The following is a 17,065-nucleotide window of genomic DNA, read 5'->3' on the forward strand; positions in this document are numbered from 1 at the left end:
CCTTCGGTATTTTCGAGGTCATTGTTTCGTGACGTGACACTCTCTATACTACCAAGGAGGGCTTTTTTTGTGTAACTCCAAATAACCTCATCTAGGGTCAATTTTTCTTATTACAGGAATGCTCCTTTAAATAAAGTAAAATAGGGTACCTGACATGGTCGCCATAAATAAGACTGAGAAAATGAACGCAATGACTAATTTCTTTTCAAATATGGAATGCAGTAAAGTTAACTCTGGTAAGCTAGCACCTGAAGAACTAATCATAATTGCCATAACGGGCCCTAGTGCCATACCTTTAATGATCATGATATTTGCAATTTGAATCATGGTTGATAGTCGAATATATAAAGGTATTCCAACTATTGCAGCAATTGGAATTAACCACCATTCATTTCCTCCAAATGTATTAGCAATCCAATGAGTAGGAACTGCTCCATGTATGATAGATCCAATTAGAGCACCCATAATTAGGTAAGGGTAGGCGGTTTTCATAAGCTTTTTGGTTTCGAACCATGAGGCTTTAATACTGAACTTCTTTTCATTTAGAGATGTATTTTTAAAAACAAATGATTTCACTGCTTTTTCAAAACCGAATTTTTCTAAAGAGATACTTACGAAAATTGATAACACAGACGTAATACCTGCATAAACGACTGATACTTCCCAACCGAAAAGCACTGTCATGATTGTTAAAATAGTTGGGTCTAGAACAGGAGAAGCAAATAGAAAAACCATCACTAAACCAAATCGCATTTTGTTTTGTAACATTGAAGCAACTACTGGAATCGTCGAGCAAGAACAAAAAGGTGTTATAAAAGCAAGGAAGATTGCTAAGATAGAGCCAGTGAATATGTTAGCTCGATTAAGTTTATACTCTAACTTTTTATATGGAATTACGTTTTGAATTAGGTTTACTAAAAATGAAACGACAATAAATAATATAGTTAATTCCATTGCAATTAATAAAAAGCTTTTAATATCTCAATAAACATGATCATCACCTCAATTTATTTGTAATTTGCAACTAAATATTTATTGAAAACCTCCGACTAGGGAGGTCATTGAACATTTCTCATAGCTTTATTTAATAGATCTATTGAATGCGTTACTATTTGGCGTTCTTGATCGTTTAATTGGTCAAGAATCTCCTCTAAGTTATGATTCATGTATTGATCAATGTCACGTTCAAGTTTAATACCTTTTTCAGTTAATTGAAGTATTTGTACCCTTTGATCTTCTGGATGAGGCTTTTTAACGAGGTAGCCTTTATTAATTAACGATTTTACTTGGCGACTAAAAGTTGTAATGTCTACCCCTAACGCACTAGCGACATCTCGCATTGAAGGGTTATGTTGTCTTGTAACTTCAAAAAGAATATGACTCTGTTGAACACTAATGTCTTGCTCACAACATTGCTCACAACATTGTTCATTTAATAGTCCATAGCGTCGAACAACCAATTGAAATAAAGTTCTCAAATTTTCTTGACTCATGTTCATCACCTCATAATTTATTTATACACTAATTAGTTGTAAAATGCAACTAATTTTAATAAAAAATAAATAAACCCTCTAACTCTTATGAAAGAGCAGAGGGTTTCAAGGAAACTATTAACGTGAGTAGAACTCAACGATAAGCGCTTCGTTAATTTCTGATGGTAACTCAGAACGTTCAGGGTAGCGGTTATAAGTCGCTTCCTTCTTATCAGCATCGAATGTTAAGTACTCAGGTACGAAGTTGTTAACTTCGATTGCTTCTGCAATGATGTCAAGATCCTGTGATTTCTCACGTACACCAATTACTTGACCAGGTTTAATACGGTAAGATGGGATGTCAACACGACCACCATCAACAGTAATGTGACCATGACTAACTAACTGACGAGCTTGACGGCGAGTACGTGCAAGACCAGCACGATATACAAGGTTGTCTAAGCGAGATTCAAGTAAAATCATGAAGTTCTCACCATGAACACCTTTCATTTTAGCTGCGTCGTCAAAGATACGACGGAATTGACGTTCAGTTAAACCATACATGAAACGAAGCTTTTGCTTCTCTTGTAACTGAAGTCCATATTCAGATTGTTTTTTACGCTGGTTCGGACCATGCTGACCCGGAGCGTAAGGGCGTTTTTCTAACTCTTTACCTGTACCAGTTAGAGAAATACCGTAACGACGTGATTTTTTCCATAGAGAGCCTGTGTAACGTGCCACGAGCGTCTCCTCCTTTATATATTAATTTTGCATAAAATAAAAAGGATGTGTCCCACACCATGCTCATTTTGCATTCATGTATCTTCGCTCCAGCAGCAGAGAGTTACGCGATACACCTCATCTAGAGGTACAAAATGATTACATAGCAAGTTCACCTAAGCTGCCTTTTATTTTACACAAAGGATATTATATGAAAAATTAGCGGAGGAGTCAAGTGTTTAGTGGAAGATTATAAGATCACTTTACGTATGTTTCTAATGGAAACCTCGTGCTCACCTATCATTTCAAAGAATGTGCCTTGGTTCTGCTTCATTTCATTTACTTCTTCTTTTGTTTCAAGAACGGCTTGTTTAATAACGCTTTGCTCTTCTTTTAGATGGGATAAATCTTCATAAATTGGCTTGAGGTCGTCTTTAGTGGCAAAGTTCTTAAGGTCGTCTTTAGTAGCAAAGTTCTTAAGGTCGTCTTTAGTGGCAAAGTTCTTAAGGTCGTCTTTAGTAGCAAAGTTCTTAAGGTCGTCTTTAGTAGCAAAGTTCTTAAGGTCGTCTTTAGTAGCAAAGTTCTTAAGGTCATCTTTCGTAGCAAAGTTCTTGAGTTCGTTCCTGAGTTCTTGTAGGTCATCTTTAGTAGCGAAGCTCTTAAGATCATCCTTCGTCAAAAACTGAGACATGGACTCTTGTGTGGCTTTAAGCTCGTCCCTCATTAATTGTTGGTTCGTCTCAAGTGATGTGACCCTTACGTTTAGACTTTGGAGTTCAGCTAATATTAAATCCAGTTTTTCTTCAGACATAATATTGTCTCCTCTCAAAAACATAATATTTATTATACCACGATTTAGTCGAAAAATGGCACAAAAAAACACCAACTTTTTATGAAAAAATTGGTGCTAAATGTGATGTTAGAGATGTTTTTTTAACGTTTCGACAAATGCCTCTAGGTACTTTTGGTCTACTTCATCAAAACGGTTTTTGACAGGACTATCAATATCTAAAACGCCGAATACTTGATTATCCATGATAATTGGAACTACAATTTCCGATTGACTCTGAGCGTCACAAGCAATGTGGCCCGGAAACTGATGGACATCCGGAACTAACATAGTTTTACATTGAGCAGTTGCAGTTCCACAAACACCTTTTCCGTCGGCGATCCTAACACAGGCTGGTAATCCTTGAAACGGCCCTAGGACAAGTTCACCGTCTTTCATTAAGTAAAACCCAACCCAGTTTACCGTATCTAAAAATTGATTTAAAAGGGCACTTGCGTTAGAAAGGTTAGCTACTAAGTCTGTTTCACCTTCTAACAGACTATCTAATTGTTTTACGAGTAACTCATAATTTTCTTCTTTTGTGCCACTGTATTTCATAGCTTCAAACATCTTGATACGCTCCTTTATTATAATCTGGTAAAATGATGTCATAAATTCATTTAATTTAAAAGGTATTTTGAAATTACAATAGAATATAACAAACAAAGAGGTGATGATATGTCAGAACATAGTACTAAACAAAGAATTATGGATGCTGCCGCACAATTGTTTTATTATAAAGGTTTTAATGGTACATCCGTTAGAGCCATCACCGAAAAAGCGAATGTCAACGTATCTTCTATAAGTTATCATTTTAAAAATAAACAAGGGTTAATAGAATTTATGACTGTTGATTATTTTGAAAAATATTTGGATCTATTAGAAGAAATCACTCAAGGTGAAGAATCACTATCCAATCCGAAAGCATTATTCAATTCTATTGAACAAATTATACATTACAAATACGAACGTTTTCAATTTAGTTGTTTTATTCAAAGAGAGCTTTCATTAGATAACATGTTTATAAGGGAATTGTTTTCTACATACGTTGCAAAGGAAAAGTATCTGTTTAAAAAATTATCTAAAAGCTTATCAGAAGAATGGGGATTGGCCACTGTTGAACAAGATGTTCTTTATATTCAATTGAAGAGTCTTATTAACGGACCATTCGTTTATGCACATGATTGGCAAGACCATTATCATTGGGATCAAAGTGGAGAAATGTTTATTAAAAAGTATATGACTACATTTAGAAAATGGTTTTTTGGAAAAGTTAGCGTGTAAAAATTGACTTTTTATGTTGAAAAACCTAAAAATATGGCAAATTTAGCCGATAAATATGATATTATATAATAAAGGAAATTGTCGTATAGTGTTAGGGGGCTTCTTATGGAACTTGTAATCGCGATAATCATTGTAGCAATTGTTCTATTTATTATAGTTGGTGCCGTCATGCGAAAGAAAGTGTATCAAAGAGTTGATGCAATGGAAGAGAAAAAAGTCCTGTTAATGAATCGTCAAGTTGCCGATGAAATGAGTAAGGTTAGAGACCTTAATTTAACCGGTGAGACTGAGTCATTATTTGAGTCATGGCGTGACGAATGGGATGAAATAAATGATGAGGTCTTTTCTAATGTAGAAGAGGACTTGTTAGATGCAGAAGAATCAGCTGAACGATACCGTTTCGGTAAAGCCTTTCGAATTTTAAATCATATCGAACGTGAATTAAATCAAGTTGAAAAAACAATCGATGACATTTTTAATGAAGTCGACCGCCTCCTTCATTCAGAAAAAGATAGTCGAGAAGAAATTGAGAAAATCAAACCTCGAATTAGTGAGGTGCGGAAAGTTGTGCTTCAAAATGGGTATCAACTTGGTAAGTCTGAAGTGGTCTTTGAAGTCGAATTAGATGATATTGAAAATGAATTGAAAGAGTATGAAACGTTAACTGCTTCAGGAAATTATACTGACGCGCAACAATTAGCCCAGAAATTGAGTGGACAATTAAAGGAACTAGAGCGTAAAGTACATAGTTTTCCAGAGTTATATCGTTTATGTAAACAATCCCTTCCAGAGGATTTAGACCATCTTCAAAATGGTATTCGTGAAATGAAAGATGAAGGTTATCAAGTTCAATTACTGGGATTGGATAAAGAGATCCAAACTCACCATGAAACTTTAATTAAAATCATTGAAGAGTTGAATAAAGGTCAAGATGATGGTGTTAATGATAAAATTGAACAAATCAAGAATAGAATTATTGAGATTTATGATGAACTTGAAAAAGAAGCTCTAGATAAAAATTTTGTAATTCAGAAGTTAGAAAAAATGAATCAACAGTTGGAACTTGCAACAGAACGTTTTTCGGAAATCAAAAATAACGTTCTCGAAGTGAAAGAGAATTATCACTTAAATGATGAAAAGTATGAAAAGCAATACCAATTAGAAAAATCTTTAGACCGATTGAATAAAGAAGCTGAAAGAATTCAAGCAATGGTTGAAAATGAAGAAGAATTATTTTCAACGATTAGAGTCGAGGTAGAGAATTGGTTTGCAGATTATGAAGATTGGAAAGAACCATTGGAGCAATTTGATGAGTTTTTACATAATTTACGTAAAGACGAGTTAGATGCTCGAGATCGAATTAGTAATTTAAAAAATGAGATTATTCGTATTCGTCAACAATTACAAAAAAGTAATTTGCCAGGCATTCCTCATTATATTAATGAGTTGGTTAGTGAAGGCAGACATGCTGTGGTGAATTCTATAGAAGCACTTGAGGAACAACCATTAAACATTGATCGTGTAAATGATTCAATCGAGAAAGCAGAAAAAATTGTTGGAACTGCAGTTGAACAAACAGGATTGTTGTTGGACCAAGCTCAATTAGCCGAGATGGTCATCCAATATGCGAATCGCTATCGTTCACAATATCCATTACTCGCTGCACAAATTTCAGAGTCTGAAGCTGCATTTTTAAATTATGATTACGAATTAGCTTTAGAAAAGTCGTCTAAAGCACTTGAAGAAGTTGAGCCTGGAGCCATCAAACGTTTAGAAGAAGTGTTATCAAGTACTTCTGTTACATCATAAGTAGGGAGAGGTGAGTCTGATGGATCGAATTATTATTAGCATAGTAAGTGTTTTATTTATTGCAACGTGGACAACTGTTATATTACTTTTTGTACAGACGCAAGATGATTCATTAGTTGTCAAGAACCACAATGAAGTTCAAACTATGACGATTCATGCTAAAGATTCAACCTCATTTTACGTATTGACAGAACGAACTTCGGAAAATGTTCCTACTTTGCAAGAAATGGTGAATAAACGAGACGATCAGGGAGTCTCTATAGATGAATTACTTGATTTTTTCGATTTAGAAACTCAAGACGAAACTGCTCCTAATTCTTAATGGGGCAGTTTTTTATTGTTTAATTTATAATGGTTGAAAGAGAGACAAAATTCATGTTAATATTATTCGATGCAAAAAGTCGATGATGGGAGTCTGACAATGATTTATTTAGATAACAGTGCCACAACGAAACCATCCCAAGAAGTCTTAAAATCATTTCAAACGGTGGCAATGAAATATTTTGCCAATCCATCTTCTATTCATGAAGCTGGTGGTGAAGTTGAAAAACTTCATCAAAAGGCAAGAAATCAAATTGCAACGTTATTAAAAATTCATGAAGATGAAGTCATTTTCACTTCTGGTGGTACAGAGAGTAATAACTTAGCGATTAAAGGGATTGCACATGCTCATGTAAATAGAGGGAATCATATTATTACAACTAAAATAGAGCACCCGGCTGTTTTGCAAGTGTGCAAAGATTTAGAAGAGCAAGGCTTCGAGGTTACTTATTTGCCTGTGAATTCTTCAGGTATTATTAATATGGATGATTTGAAACAAGCATTAACCGAGAAGACCATTTTAGTATCAGTTATGCACGTTAATAATGAAATAGGATCTATTCAACCTATTGAACAAATTGCGGAACTAATAGCCAATTACCCAAAAGTGGCTTTTCACACGGATCACGTACAAGGATTCGGCAAATTGCCTTTACTTTATCAGATGGAAGGGCTTGATTTGGTTACTGTATCAGGTCATAAAATTCATGGTTTAAAAGGTACAGGTTGCTTAATTAAGAAAAAACATATTCAACTAAAGCCTTTAATACATGGTGGTGCACAAGAAGGAGGCATCAGACCTGGCACCGAAAATGTTGCTGGTAATGTTTCGTTAGCAAAAGCTATGAGATTAGCGATGGAGAAACAAGGACAATATAAAAAGTTATGGCATATGCATCAAAAATTATTTGATGAGCTTTCAGAAGTCGATAGTATAACGATTAATTCACCGAGAGATGGTGCAGCACACATATTTAACTTTTCAGTAAAAGGATTTAAACCTGAAGTACTTATTCATGCATTAGGTGAGAAAAATATTTACGTTTCAACTAAATCGGCTTGTTCATCTAAGCAAGATGAACCAAGTCATGTGATTGTTGCTTGTGGGAAAGAACAAGAAGCAGGTGCTGCAATTCGAGTTAGTATGAATATCGATCAAGATGAAGGTGACATAGATTTATTTATAAAAGAAATTAAGAAAATTTTAACGCAATATAAAAGTATAATGGGGTAATAATTATGACTTATGATCACATTTTAGTAAGATACGGAGAACTTGCTTTAAAAGGTAAGAACCGTAAATCATTTATGCAAATTTTAAAACAAAATGTTGAAAAGAAATTAGCAGCTTATCCTGATATTAAAGTGAAAGCTAGGCGAGACCATATGTTTATCTTGCTTAATGGTGAAGACCATGAGCCAATTTTAGAGAAGTGTCGAGATATCTTTGGTATTCAATCATTTAGTCTAGCTATGAAAGTTGAAAATGAAAAAGAACTAATTAAAGATGCGGCTTTGGAAGCTCTTAAATTAGAAGATGGAAGGACTTTCAAAGTTACTTGTAAACGTCCGAATAAAGATTTCCCGATTGGTTCACAGGATATGAATCAAATTCTAGGTGGGCATTTATTGAGTAATACGGATGACTGGTCAGTGGATGTTCATAACCCTGATGTTGAGCTACGAGTTGAAATCAGGCATGATGCAACGTATATAACATCTAAAAAAATCCAAGGAAAAGGTGGTTTACCTGTAGGAACAACTGGTAAAACTTTACTTTTATTGTCTGGTGGCATTGATAGCCCTGTTGCCGGTTATTTAACTATGAATCGTGGGGTGGAAATTGAAGCCATTCATTTTCATTCACCACCATTTACAAGTGAGCGTGCTAAGCAAAAGGTTGAGGATTTAGCGAAAGTGTTAACGAAATATGGTGGGGATGTTAAGTTGCACCTCGTTCCTTTTACTGAAATTCAACAAAAAATCTTTCAAGAAGCACCAGAGAATTATGGGATGACAATTATGCGTCGCTTAATGTTAAGAATCAGTGAAATGGTAGCTAAACAACGAGATATTTTATCCATCACAACAGGAGAAAATCTAGGCCAAGTAGCTAGTCAAACAATGGAGAGCATGCATGCAATCAATGAAGTGACAAATTATCCGATTATTAGACCATTAGTAGCAATGGATAAGATTGATATCATTGATATCTCAAAAGATATTGGGGCTTATGATATTTCAATTAGACCTTATGAAGATTGTTGTACGATTTTCGTTCCAAAATCACCAAAAACGAAACCAAGAAGAGATAAAGTCAATGAATTTGAAAAGCCGATTGATTTTTCACAAGATATAGAGAAAGCATTAAATAACATGGAAACCTTGACATTTAGCGCTTTAGATGATGAAAAAGAAGAAGAATTTGAGGATTTATTATAGCTAGAATTCTTCCAAGTTTTGCATTGTATTATAACTTTCTCGTTGCTAACAATAGTTAACGAGGAGGTGAAAATCCAATGGCAGATCGTAATAACTCAAACCAATTACTAGTTCCTGGTGTTGACGCAGCGTTAAACCAGATGAAAGCTGAGATTGCTCAAGAGTTTGGTGTACAACTTGGTCCTGATTCTACTTCTCGTTCAAACGGATCAGTTGGTGGTGAAATCACTAAACGTCTAGTGCAGCAAGCACAACAACAAATGAATGGTCAATAATTAAATAAGAAGGTAACTTTTAAGCTATAAGGGCAGTTTTGAAACTGCCCTTTTTTTGTTAGTACGAAATTATGAACTAATACTTGAATGGAATAAACAGGCGCATACGCTTTTTAAAAGTTTAGTTAGTTAAAGTTGAATTTTTAGGGGAAATGATAGTAGTATAATGTCAACAACACGTTTTGAAGGGGGACGACCAATGGGAGAACTTTGGTATGGTGGTAAAATTTACACTATGACTGGACCCAATGAAGCTGTAGAAGCTATCTACACAGAAAATGGTAAAGTTGTCGATACGGGAGATTTATCTCAGTTAAAGAAAAAGTACTATAACGATATAAATCAAGAACATGAAATAAAAGGGACGATGTTTCCCGGTTTTATAGATAGTCATTTACATATTATTGGTCATGGGGAGAAGCTTCTAAGATTAGATTTATCTGAAGTAAAATCTCGTCAAGAAGTGATTCGTAAAGTTGGAGAAGCATCTAAGTATTTACAACCAGGTGAATGGCTAATTGGTGAAGGATTTAATGAAAATAACTGGGATGAGCCGATCATGATACATCGAATCGAATTAGATGAAGTGTCGCATGACCACCCTGTTGTTTTAACTCGGATTTGTCGTCATGCATTAGTTGCTAACTCTAAGGCAATGCATTTATCAGATGTTAATGAGGAAACAGAAGATGTTAGAGGTGGGGTTATCGAGCGTGATTTTTACGGACATTTAACGGGTGCATTCCATGATCAAGCACAAGAGCTTATCAAGTCTCATATGCCAACTCCTGATATAGATTTTTTAAAAAAAGCAGTTAAAACGTCAGTAAGAGATTTATTATCAAAGGGAATTGTATCGGGCCATAGTGAAGACTTAAGTTATTATGGAGGTTTTAAGCAAACGTTTGATGCTTTTCAGCAAATTATTCCTAAGGAAGAGCTGTTCCGTGCTCATTTACTAGTTCATCATGAAGCAGTGGATGACCTTCATAAAGAAGGGTACACTCCACAAGAACAAGATGATTGGCTTGAGTTTGGCGCGATGAAGTTATTTGTTGACGGGGCGTTAGGTGGTAGAACTGCACTTTTATCTGAACCATACTCTGATGATCCTACGACAAATGGTGTTGCCATTCATACCGATCAACAGCTAGAACAGTTGATTTTGAAGGCTCGTGATTATCAAATGCCAGTCGCAACTCATGCGATTGGTGATTTGGCAGCTGAAAAGGTTATAGGTTTAATTGAAAAATATCCACCACCAGAAGGCATGAAAGACCGCTTAATACATGGTCAGATAATGCGACCAGATTTAATAGAACGATTAAAAGGGTTACCAGTCATTATTGATATTCAACCTTTATTTGTGTCATCTGATTTTCCGTGGGTCATTGATCGTGTTGGTCAGAAACGTGCTAAAGAATCGTATCCATGGAAAACATATCTCAGAGAAGACCTATTATGTGCTGGAGGTTCGGATGCACCAATTGAAGTCGTAGAACCTTTAATTAGCATAGATGCAGCTGTTAATCGTCGTTCCATTTATGATGGTGAAACCTATAACGAGGCAGAATGTTTATCTGTTTACGAAGCATTCGAATTATATACGGTTAACCCTGCTAAGGTCATTGGGAAAGAAGATGTGCAGGGGAAAATCGATATAGGTTATTATGCTGATTTTGTATTGTTAGATCAAGATCCTTTTGAGATTGATGAAAATCAACTAAGTAATATTAAAGTAATTACAACAATCGTTAACGGTAAAGAGGTATATAATACTGATGAGCATTAGGACCCTCACAATTCGAGGGTTCTTTTTTATCTTCCGTATAAAAATTAAACTTTTCCCTATATAATCAAAATAATTCCCCATAAAATCAAAATTTTCCCCATATATATTTGAAAATCCCCATATAATGAATTTTTCCCCCATAAATAAAGCTGGTAGAAAAATTAATGAATATTTTTCCAATAAATAAGCACTCTAATTCTAAGGGGTGTTTTGGATGGTGTTGATCCTCATTGGTTTAGCAATCATATTGCTATTATTACTACTCATTTTTAGTCTGTTGTTTAGTCAAGTGAAAATTTCAATTCAATTTACATATCGAAATCATAGTAAAAACTTAACCATCCAAATGATTCTGTGGAAATACATTAAATTCACCCGTAATATTCCGATTATAGATTTAAATACTGAAACGTTTTCGCTCGATGTGATAGAGAAAGATCATTATTTTGGTAAGAAAAAAGAAAAAAACAAATCATTTACATTTGATGATATTAAACAACAATGGACTTTAGTAAACGAGGTACTTAAAACGACAAAGGACGTGATTCCACATGTAAAAAAAGCAATGAAAGCCGTTCACATACATCAGTTTAGCTGGCATACGATGGTTGGAGTTACACGTGCTGATCAAACAGCTATCTTAACAGGCTTAATGTACACAACAAAAGGTGGGTTGGCTTCTTTTGTTATGAATTACTTAACATTTAAATGCACACCGGTTTACAGTATACAACCTTACTACGTGAAACCGACCTATCAAACCGATCTCGAATGTATATTATCATTTAAACTCGGTCAAATTATGCGTGAATTATTTAGTGTTGCAAAACAATACGGAAAACTGAAAAAGGTGGGTACGAAATGAATGAACATCCAATCCATGACATGATGGTTACTGCTATGGAAAACTTAAAGGACATGATTGATGTTAACACGATCATTGGTGATCCTATTGAAACGCCTGACCGTTCTACGGTAATCTTACCTGTTTCAAAAGTGGGTTTCGGATTTGCGGCAGGTGGAAGTGAATTTGGTCAGTCATCACAACAGAATGATGATAGCCAGGGACAAGGAAGTTCGTCACACCCGTTTGGTGGGGGTACAGGTGGGGGTGTATCGATTAATCCAATTGGCTTTTTAGTCGTTAGACCACACGATGTGAAAATGGTTCATTTAGACCAAGGAACGCATATTGTAGAAAAACTAATTGACTATGCACCTCAAGCTGTTGAGAAGGTTCAACAATATTTTCACCAGCAACAACAATCAAATCAATCACAACAACGCTCACAAAGACGTAGGCAAGGACAAGGATTTCAAGATCAAGGGTATCAAGATCAAGGTTATCGTGATGAACAGAATTATGGTAGACGTTCTTCCCAATCTCCTAATGATATTCCTGAATAACCGTTTATCTATCATACTCCCTTTAAATTTGCTAAAATAAGATAAGAAACGTAGGCAATGAAATCGGAGGGACTATGATTGGAGCAACAAATCGAAACATTATTTAAATGGTTAGATGAAACAACAGAATTAATTATAAAACAAGAGGATGTTCCATATTTAGATGGATTAGTTGCAGCTAGTGAGTTATTGATTTATCGTGATTTGCCAGATGATCTAGAAGAAGGTTATCATAATCAACTTCAAACCCAAATAAAAAAGATTGACCTCTCTGAATACACAGCAGAGATGCGACGTAAAGCATTACAGCTGGCTATATTAAAAGGTATGAAAGGTCAAACTCAACAACATCACTATATCACGCCAGATACAGTAGGGATGTTCATTGGCTACTTAGTTCAGCGTTTTATAGGTAAGGATCAGCCTTATACATTATTTGACCCTGCTTGTGGTACAGCTAATTTATTGTTTGCCGTTCTTAACCAACAAGAATCATTAAAAGCTTCTATAAAATCTTACGGTAGTGAGGTGGACCCAACATTAATTCAACTTGCATATATTAATGCAAACTTACAAGAAAAAGAAGTTGAATATTTTCATCAAGACAGCCTAAAACCCATTTTACTAGAACCAGTGGATGTCGTTACATCTGACTTACCTGTGGGGTACTATCCGGATGATGTAACAGCCCAAGCTTACGAGCTAAAGGCCGAAGAAGATCATTCATTTTCACATCATTTATTTATTGAACAAAGCATTAAATATACTAAAGAAGGTGGATATTTATTCTTTGTTGTACCAAGTATGTTATTTGAAAATGATCAAAAAGAGAAGTTGCAATCATTTCTAAAAGAACACACCCATATCGTTGGATTATTACAGCTACCAGAAACGATGTTCAAACACGATTCCATGAGAAAAAGTATTTTTATTTTACAAAAGAAAGGCGAAGCAACAAAGGATCCGAAAAAAGTCATGCTTGCTGACTTACCTTCATTTAAAGATGCCAAGGCGATGGAAAATGTTCTACAACAACTTAATCAGTGGTTTGAAAACGAACGATAATTATAGCCAGTCCTTCATAGGGGCTGGTTTATCAATAGGTTAAAAAGGGTGGTTTTATGGGAGAGGAACGGGTACGTCGTTCGATTCAAAAGTGGGAAAAAGAATTAAAATCATATCATATGAATGACTTTGAAAGAATGTATGATATTTGGTTGGATAGTATGTTTACGAAAGTTCCCGATCAATATCAAGAGAGAATCCTGAATTGGGCTGATCAATGGTTTTTATATACTTATACATTTCTTCAAGGAACGAACTCTCAAATCGCTTCACAAGAAAGAATATTACAAACCGCTCGTTCTTTTGATGAGCAAATTGAAGAAATCAGTGATTTAAAAAGATTATCCATAGAACAATTAACATATTTAGCAGATCAACAATTAGCAAAAAGTAGAGTCTACTCATTTACACAAGGTGGCTTAACTGGCACTGGTGGCTGGCTGTTTTTAGGTCTGGACTTCCCTTTAATTATGACTCTAAATTTAAGGTCAGTGCAGTTAATAGGAAATAGCTTTGGTTATGACATGAATAATCCAATTGAAATGATTTTAGCGTTAAAAGTGTTACATGCAGGATTAATGCCCAAACGTTTTAAGTTTGAAGCATGGGAAGAGCTAAAGAAGGAATTAGATTCTATAGATACGATTATGGAAAAGGAAGGCGGGGCCCTTGATGAAAATTGGTTAGAACAACCCGTCAATCATCAGTTGTTTAAAACATTAGCAATAGTGATGTTTAGAAGAAAATTAGTTCAAGGTGTACCACTAATCAGTGTTGGAATCGGGGCTCTATCGAATTATAAGCTCTCTAAAGATGTGACGTTATTTGCGAAAAACTTTTATCAACATCGATATATAACAGAACAAATAAAAGAGGAGAGTTAATCTCTCCTCTCTAACTATTTTGGTTGTTCTTCTGGCCTAATAACTAACACATCTACTTTAGCATATCTTGTGATGTGTTCTGAAACACTTCCAATAAAAAAGCGCTCCACTGCATTCATTCCAGTCGCACCACAGACAATTAAGTCAGCTTCATGACGAGGTGCTACTTCTTTAGCTATTTTAACCTTAGGTGAACCATGTTCTATATCTGTTACAACATCAGATACACCTGCACGTGTAGCACGTTCTTCATAGCTTTTTAATAATTCTAATGCATCGTTTTGGACTCGGTCTGATACATTGCGATCATAAGCTTCAATGGTGGAATACACACGGGTGTCAACTACGTGAGAAATAATAAGTTTTGCGTGGTTACGCTTTGCGATGTCAATTGCTTTTTGGAATGCAAAATCAGATGCTTTTGACCCATCAACTGCTATTAAAATATTGTGGTATTCAAACGCCATTTTACAGACCTCCTTTAGTACTAGTATATCATGCTTGTAAGCGTATTTATAATATTTGCCTATTTTAGTTTATTAAGAAATTTTAAATGTGTCATAGTAATGGTAAAATGTAGTTATAGTTTAATCGTAGAAACGGAGGGATCCTATGCGTCACGCCTTAATCACAGCAGGAACTAAAGGTCTCGGGAGAAAAATCACAGAATATTTCCTTGAACATGGATATCGTGTCACAGCGACGTATCGTTCTGATCAAGAAAAAGCTAACAACTTACTTGAAGAGTATAAGGACTATCCTTTACATATAAAACAGTTAGATGTTCAGAATCATGAACAAATTAGAAAAGTTGTTTCAGACTCATATGATCAACACGGAAGAATAGACTGCTTAATCAGTAATGCGGGGCCGTTTATTTTTGAACGTAAGAAGTTAATGGATTACAGTCATGAAGAATGGAATCAAATGATTAGAGGGAACTTGGATGCTTCGTTCTATTTGGTACAGGCCTGTATACCCATCATGAGACAACAAGAGTACGGTAGGATTGTTTTCTTAGGTTTCCAAGGTGTTAACCATAGCTCTGGATGGATTTATCGTTCAGGTTTTGCCTCGGCAAAAGTTGGTGTGGCTTCATTAATGAAAACAATCGCACTTGAAGAAGCAGAAAATAAAATTACAGCTAATATGGTGGCACCAGGAAAAATAATAGATGAAAAGAAAGAAAGCTCTATTGAACAAAGCCGTAAAGAACACAGTGAGGATACCCCAATAGGGCGAGAAGGAACTGGTGAAGATATCGCACGGACAGTTGGCTTTTTATGCGATGAGAATTCAGATATGATTACTGGAACAGTAGTTGATGTAAATGGAGGAATGGATGTCATTCATCGTTATTTATAAAAGTGTACAACTTTGACGAAATTAGTGTTATAGTAAAATTTGTTATGATATTTTTATTTTAATTTAATCATTTATGTAATCAGGGAGGTATTGACTGATGAATATTGGAGTACCTAAGGAAATTAAAAACAATGAAAACCGTGTCGCATTAACGCCTGCGGGTGTAAACGCGTTAGTGAATGCAGGACACGATTTGTTTGTAGAAACAAATGCAGGTGAAGGGTCTAACTTTACGAACAAGCAGTATGAAGAAGCGGGAGCAACAATTGTAAATACTGCTAAAGAAGCTTGGTCTCAAGAAATGGTTATGAAAGTTAAAGAACCATTACCTGAGGAATATGATTATTTCTATGAAGGATTAATTTTATTCACTTACTTACATTTAGCAGCTGAACCTGAATTAACTAAAGCACTTATTGACAATAAAGTTGTCGGAATCGCTTATGAAACAGTTCAGTTAAGTAACCGTTCATTACCGTTACTTACACCAATGAGTGAAGTTGCTGGTCGTATGGCTAGTCAAATTGGGGCACAGTTCTTAGAGAAATCTCGTGGTGGTAAAGGAATTTTACTAAGTGGAATCCCAGGTGTTGAAAGGGGTAAAGTAACTGTTATTGGCGGTGGTGTTGTAGGTACAAATGCTGCCAAAATTGCTGTTGGATTAGGCGCTGATGTTACAATTATTGATCTTAGCCCTGAGCGCTTACGTGAATTAGATGATATCTTTGGAAATCAAATTAACACTGTAATGTCTAATGAGTTAAATATTGCAGAAGCGGTTAAAAACTCAGATTTAGTTGTTGGAGCTGTATTAATCCCAGGAGCTAAAGCACCAAAATTAGTTACAGAAGATATGGTTAAAGAAATGTCACCTGGTTCAGTTATTGTAGATGTTGCGATTGACCAAGGTGGAATCGTCGAAACAGTTGACCATATTACGACACATGATAATCCTACATACGAACGTCATGGTGTTTTACACTATGCTGTTGCGAATATGCCTGGTGCCGTGCCAAGAACATCAACGATTGGTTTAACGAACGTAACCGTACCTTATGCACTACAACTAGCTAACAAAGGTTATAAGCAAGCTGTTAAAGATAATGGAAACCTTCTAAAAGGTATTAACACGTTAGATGGTTATGTGACTTACAAAGCTGTTGCAGAAGCACATGGTTTAGATTACAAAGATTTAAGTGAATTATTGTAAACATAATTTCCTTCATTCGTGTAAAACTATAGACATAGATGAATGAAGGTGGTTAATCATGAAAAAATGGATTGTAAGAGCAATTAAATACGGTCCAATCTTATTTCCTTTTATCCAGAAAATAAAAAATAAGTTTGGTCGTAAAAAGAAAAAAGCGATTTAATATACAAGGGTTGAACTCAGAAGGCTG

General features: G+C 35.3%; 19 protein-coding genes. 13 read left to right on the forward strand and 6 right to left on the reverse strand.

Annotation, left to right across the window (positions count from 1 at the left end; genetic code table 11):
- Positions 1–126: 126 nt before the first annotated feature.
- From ACTWQB_RS01625 to ACTWQB_RS01645, 5 genes are all read right to left on the reverse strand, one after another.
- Positions 127–954 carry a permease gene (locus ACTWQB_RS01625; RefSeq protein WP_443137446.1) on the reverse strand — a complete coding sequence of 276 codons (828 nt, stop codon included), beginning with the start codon at positions 952–954 and terminating at the stop codon, positions 127–129.
- A 104-nt stretch (positions 955–1,058) separates the two neighbouring features.
- Complete coding sequence (locus tag ACTWQB_RS01630) at positions 1,059–1,493, reverse strand: MarR family winged helix-turn-helix transcriptional regulator (RefSeq protein WP_443137447.1); 435 nt, start codon at positions 1,491–1,493, stop codon at positions 1,059–1,061.
- 117 nt (positions 1,494–1,610) lie between these two features.
- Entirely contained in the window at positions 1,611–2,213 is a 603-nt protein-coding gene (rpsD, locus tag ACTWQB_RS01635) for a 30S ribosomal protein S4 (RefSeq protein ID WP_443137448.1), read from the reverse strand.
- 229 nt (positions 2,214–2,442) lie between these two features.
- Positions 2,443–3,003 carry a hypothetical protein gene (locus ACTWQB_RS01640; RefSeq protein WP_443137449.1) on the reverse strand — a complete coding sequence of 187 codons (561 nt, stop codon included), beginning with the start codon at positions 3,001–3,003 and terminating at the stop codon, positions 2,443–2,445.
- A 108-nt stretch (positions 3,004–3,111) separates the two neighbouring features.
- Positions 3,112–3,591 carry a GAF domain-containing protein gene (locus ACTWQB_RS01645; protein ID WP_443137450.1) on the reverse strand — a complete coding sequence of 160 codons (480 nt, stop codon included), beginning with the start codon at positions 3,589–3,591 and terminating at the stop codon, positions 3,112–3,114.
- 108 nt (positions 3,592–3,699) lie between these two features.
- On the opposite strand from ACTWQB_RS01645, the gene refZ reads away from it, so the two are divergent.
- From refZ to ACTWQB_RS01700, 11 genes are all read left to right on the forward strand, one after another.
- Positions 3,700–4,305: a forespore capture DNA-binding protein RefZ gene (gene refZ / locus ACTWQB_RS01650; RefSeq protein ID WP_443137451.1), complete on the forward strand. Its 606-nt coding sequence runs from the start codon at positions 3,700–3,702 to the stop codon at positions 4,303–4,305.
- A gap of 105 nt (positions 4,306–4,410) precedes the next feature.
- A complete protein-coding gene (locus ACTWQB_RS01655; protein WP_443137452.1) occupies positions 4,411–6,114 on the forward strand; it encodes a septation ring formation regulator EzrA in 1,704 nt (567 codons plus the stop codon).
- 19 nt (positions 6,115–6,133) lie between these two features.
- Positions 6,134–6,436, forward strand: a complete 303-nt coding sequence (locus tag ACTWQB_RS01660; RefSeq protein WP_443137453.1) for a hypothetical protein — start codon at positions 6,134–6,136, stop codon at positions 6,434–6,436.
- Between the two features lie 69 nt (positions 6,437–6,505).
- Positions 6,506–7,669, forward strand: a complete 1,164-nt coding sequence (locus ACTWQB_RS01665) for a cysteine desulfurase family protein (protein WP_443137454.1) — start codon at positions 6,506–6,508, stop codon at positions 7,667–7,669.
- Between the two features lie 5 nt (positions 7,670–7,674).
- Positions 7,675–8,877, forward strand: coding sequence for a tRNA uracil 4-sulfurtransferase ThiI (gene thiI / locus ACTWQB_RS01670; protein WP_443137455.1), 1,203 nt, complete (start codon positions 7,675–7,677; stop codon positions 8,875–8,877).
- Between the two features lie 77 nt (positions 8,878–8,954).
- Positions 8,955–9,152, forward strand: a complete 198-nt coding sequence (locus ACTWQB_RS01675; protein ID WP_443137456.1) for a small, acid-soluble spore protein, alpha/beta type — start codon at positions 8,955–8,957, stop codon at positions 9,150–9,152.
- Positions 9,153–9,351: 199 nt separating this feature from the next.
- Positions 9,352–10,944, forward strand: a complete 1,593-nt coding sequence (locus ACTWQB_RS01680) for an amidohydrolase (RefSeq protein WP_443137457.1) — start codon at positions 9,352–9,354, stop codon at positions 10,942–10,944.
- Positions 10,945–11,158: 214 nt separating this feature from the next.
- Positions 11,159–11,809 carry a hypothetical protein gene (locus ACTWQB_RS01685; protein WP_443137458.1) on the forward strand — a complete coding sequence of 217 codons (651 nt, stop codon included), beginning with the start codon at positions 11,159–11,161 and terminating at the stop codon, positions 11,807–11,809.
- Positions 11,806–12,351 carry a GerW family sporulation protein gene (ytfJ, locus tag ACTWQB_RS01690; RefSeq protein WP_443137459.1) on the forward strand — a complete coding sequence of 182 codons (546 nt, stop codon included), beginning with the start codon at positions 11,806–11,808 and terminating at the stop codon, positions 12,349–12,351. Before ACTWQB_RS01685 ends, ytfJ begins: the two co-directional genes overlap by 4 nt.
- A gap of 78 nt (positions 12,352–12,429) precedes the next feature.
- Positions 12,430–13,416: a class I SAM-dependent methyltransferase gene (locus tag ACTWQB_RS01695; protein WP_443137460.1), complete on the forward strand. Its 987-nt coding sequence runs from the start codon at positions 12,430–12,432 to the stop codon at positions 13,414–13,416.
- 56 nt (positions 13,417–13,472) lie between these two features.
- The gene (locus ACTWQB_RS01700; protein WP_443137461.1) at positions 13,473–14,300 is read left to right on the forward strand and encodes an EcsC family protein; all 828 of its coding nucleotides are present in this window, start codon (positions 13,473–13,475) and stop codon (positions 14,298–14,300) included.
- Between the two features lie 14 nt (positions 14,301–14,314).
- Here the strand turns inward: ACTWQB_RS01700 and ACTWQB_RS01705 are convergent, their stop codons facing one another.
- Positions 14,315–14,767: a universal stress protein gene (locus ACTWQB_RS01705; protein WP_443137462.1), complete on the reverse strand. Its 453-nt coding sequence runs from the start codon at positions 14,765–14,767 to the stop codon at positions 14,315–14,317.
- Between the two features lie 145 nt (positions 14,768–14,912).
- Here ACTWQB_RS01705 and ACTWQB_RS01710 point away from each other — a divergent pair, with 145 nt between their 5' ends.
- Together ACTWQB_RS01710 and ald are read left to right on the forward strand one after the other, a co-directional pair.
- Positions 14,913–15,665 (forward strand): SDR family oxidoreductase, encoded by a 753-nt coding sequence (locus ACTWQB_RS01710; protein WP_443137463.1) that lies wholly within the window; start codon positions 14,913–14,915, stop codon positions 15,663–15,665.
- Between the two features lie 97 nt (positions 15,666–15,762).
- Positions 15,763–16,875 carry an alanine dehydrogenase gene (gene ald, locus ACTWQB_RS01715; protein ID WP_443137464.1) on the forward strand — a complete coding sequence of 371 codons (1,113 nt, stop codon included), beginning with the start codon at positions 15,763–15,765 and terminating at the stop codon, positions 16,873–16,875.
- Positions 16,876–17,065: the final 190 nt, after the last annotated feature.

The sequence above is a fragment of the Piscibacillus sp. B03 genome (assembly GCF_052246295.1).
GTDB lineage: Bacteria > Bacillota > Bacilli > Bacillales > Alkalibacillaceae > Piscibacillus.

What these genes read in the sequence shown, in the direction of transcription:
- ACTWQB_RS01665 (WP_443137454.1), top strand. Translation starts at nt 6,506, where the DNA reads ATGCAAAAAGTCGATGATGGGAGTCTGACAATGATTTATTTAGATAAC.
- ACTWQB_RS01710 (WP_443137463.1), top strand. Translation starts at nt 14,913, where the DNA reads ATGCGTCACGCCTTAATCACAGCAGGAACTAAAGGTCTCGGGAGAAAA.
- ACTWQB_RS01655 (WP_443137452.1), top strand. Translation starts at nt 4,411, where the DNA reads ATGGAACTTGTAATCGCGATAATCATTGTAGCAATTGTTCTATTTATT.
- ACTWQB_RS01630 (WP_443137447.1), bottom strand. Translation starts at nt 1,493, where the DNA reads ATGAGTCAAGAAAATTTGAGAACTTTATTTCAATTGGTTGTTCGACGC.
- ACTWQB_RS01680 (WP_443137457.1), top strand. Translation starts at nt 9,352, where the DNA reads ATGGGAGAACTTTGGTATGGTGGTAAAATTTACACTATGACTGGACCC.
- ACTWQB_RS01625 (WP_443137446.1), bottom strand. Translation starts at nt 954, where the DNA reads ATGGAATTAACTATATTATTTATTGTCGTTTCATTTTTAGTAAACCTA.
- ACTWQB_RS01685 (WP_443137458.1), top strand. Translation starts at nt 11,159, where the DNA reads ATGGTGTTGATCCTCATTGGTTTAGCAATCATATTGCTATTATTACTA.
- ACTWQB_RS01675 (WP_443137456.1), top strand. Translation starts at nt 8,955, where the DNA reads ATGGCAGATCGTAATAACTCAAACCAATTACTAGTTCCTGGTGTTGAC.
- ACTWQB_RS01660 (WP_443137453.1), top strand. Translation starts at nt 6,134, where the DNA reads ATGGATCGAATTATTATTAGCATAGTAAGTGTTTTATTTATTGCAACG.
- refZ (WP_443137451.1), top strand. Translation starts at nt 3,700, where the DNA reads ATGTCAGAACATAGTACTAAACAAAGAATTATGGATGCTGCCGCACAA.
- ACTWQB_RS01705 (WP_443137462.1), bottom strand. Translation starts at nt 14,767, where the DNA reads ATGGCGTTTGAATACCACAATATTTTAATAGCAGTTGATGGGTCAAAA.
- thiI (WP_443137455.1), top strand. Translation starts at nt 7,675, where the DNA reads ATGACTTATGATCACATTTTAGTAAGATACGGAGAACTTGCTTTAAAA.
- ald (WP_443137464.1), top strand. Translation starts at nt 15,763, where the DNA reads ATGAATATTGGAGTACCTAAGGAAATTAAAAACAATGAAAACCGTGTC.
- ACTWQB_RS01645 (WP_443137450.1), bottom strand. Translation starts at nt 3,591, where the DNA reads ATGTTTGAAGCTATGAAATACAGTGGCACAAAAGAAGAAAATTATGAG.
- ytfJ (WP_443137459.1), top strand. Translation starts at nt 11,806, where the DNA reads ATGAATGAACATCCAATCCATGACATGATGGTTACTGCTATGGAAAAC.
- ACTWQB_RS01700 (WP_443137461.1), top strand. Translation starts at nt 13,473, where the DNA reads ATGGGAGAGGAACGGGTACGTCGTTCGATTCAAAAGTGGGAAAAAGAA.
- ACTWQB_RS01640 (WP_443137449.1), bottom strand. Translation starts at nt 3,003, where the DNA reads ATGTCTGAAGAAAAACTGGATTTAATATTAGCTGAACTCCAAAGTCTA.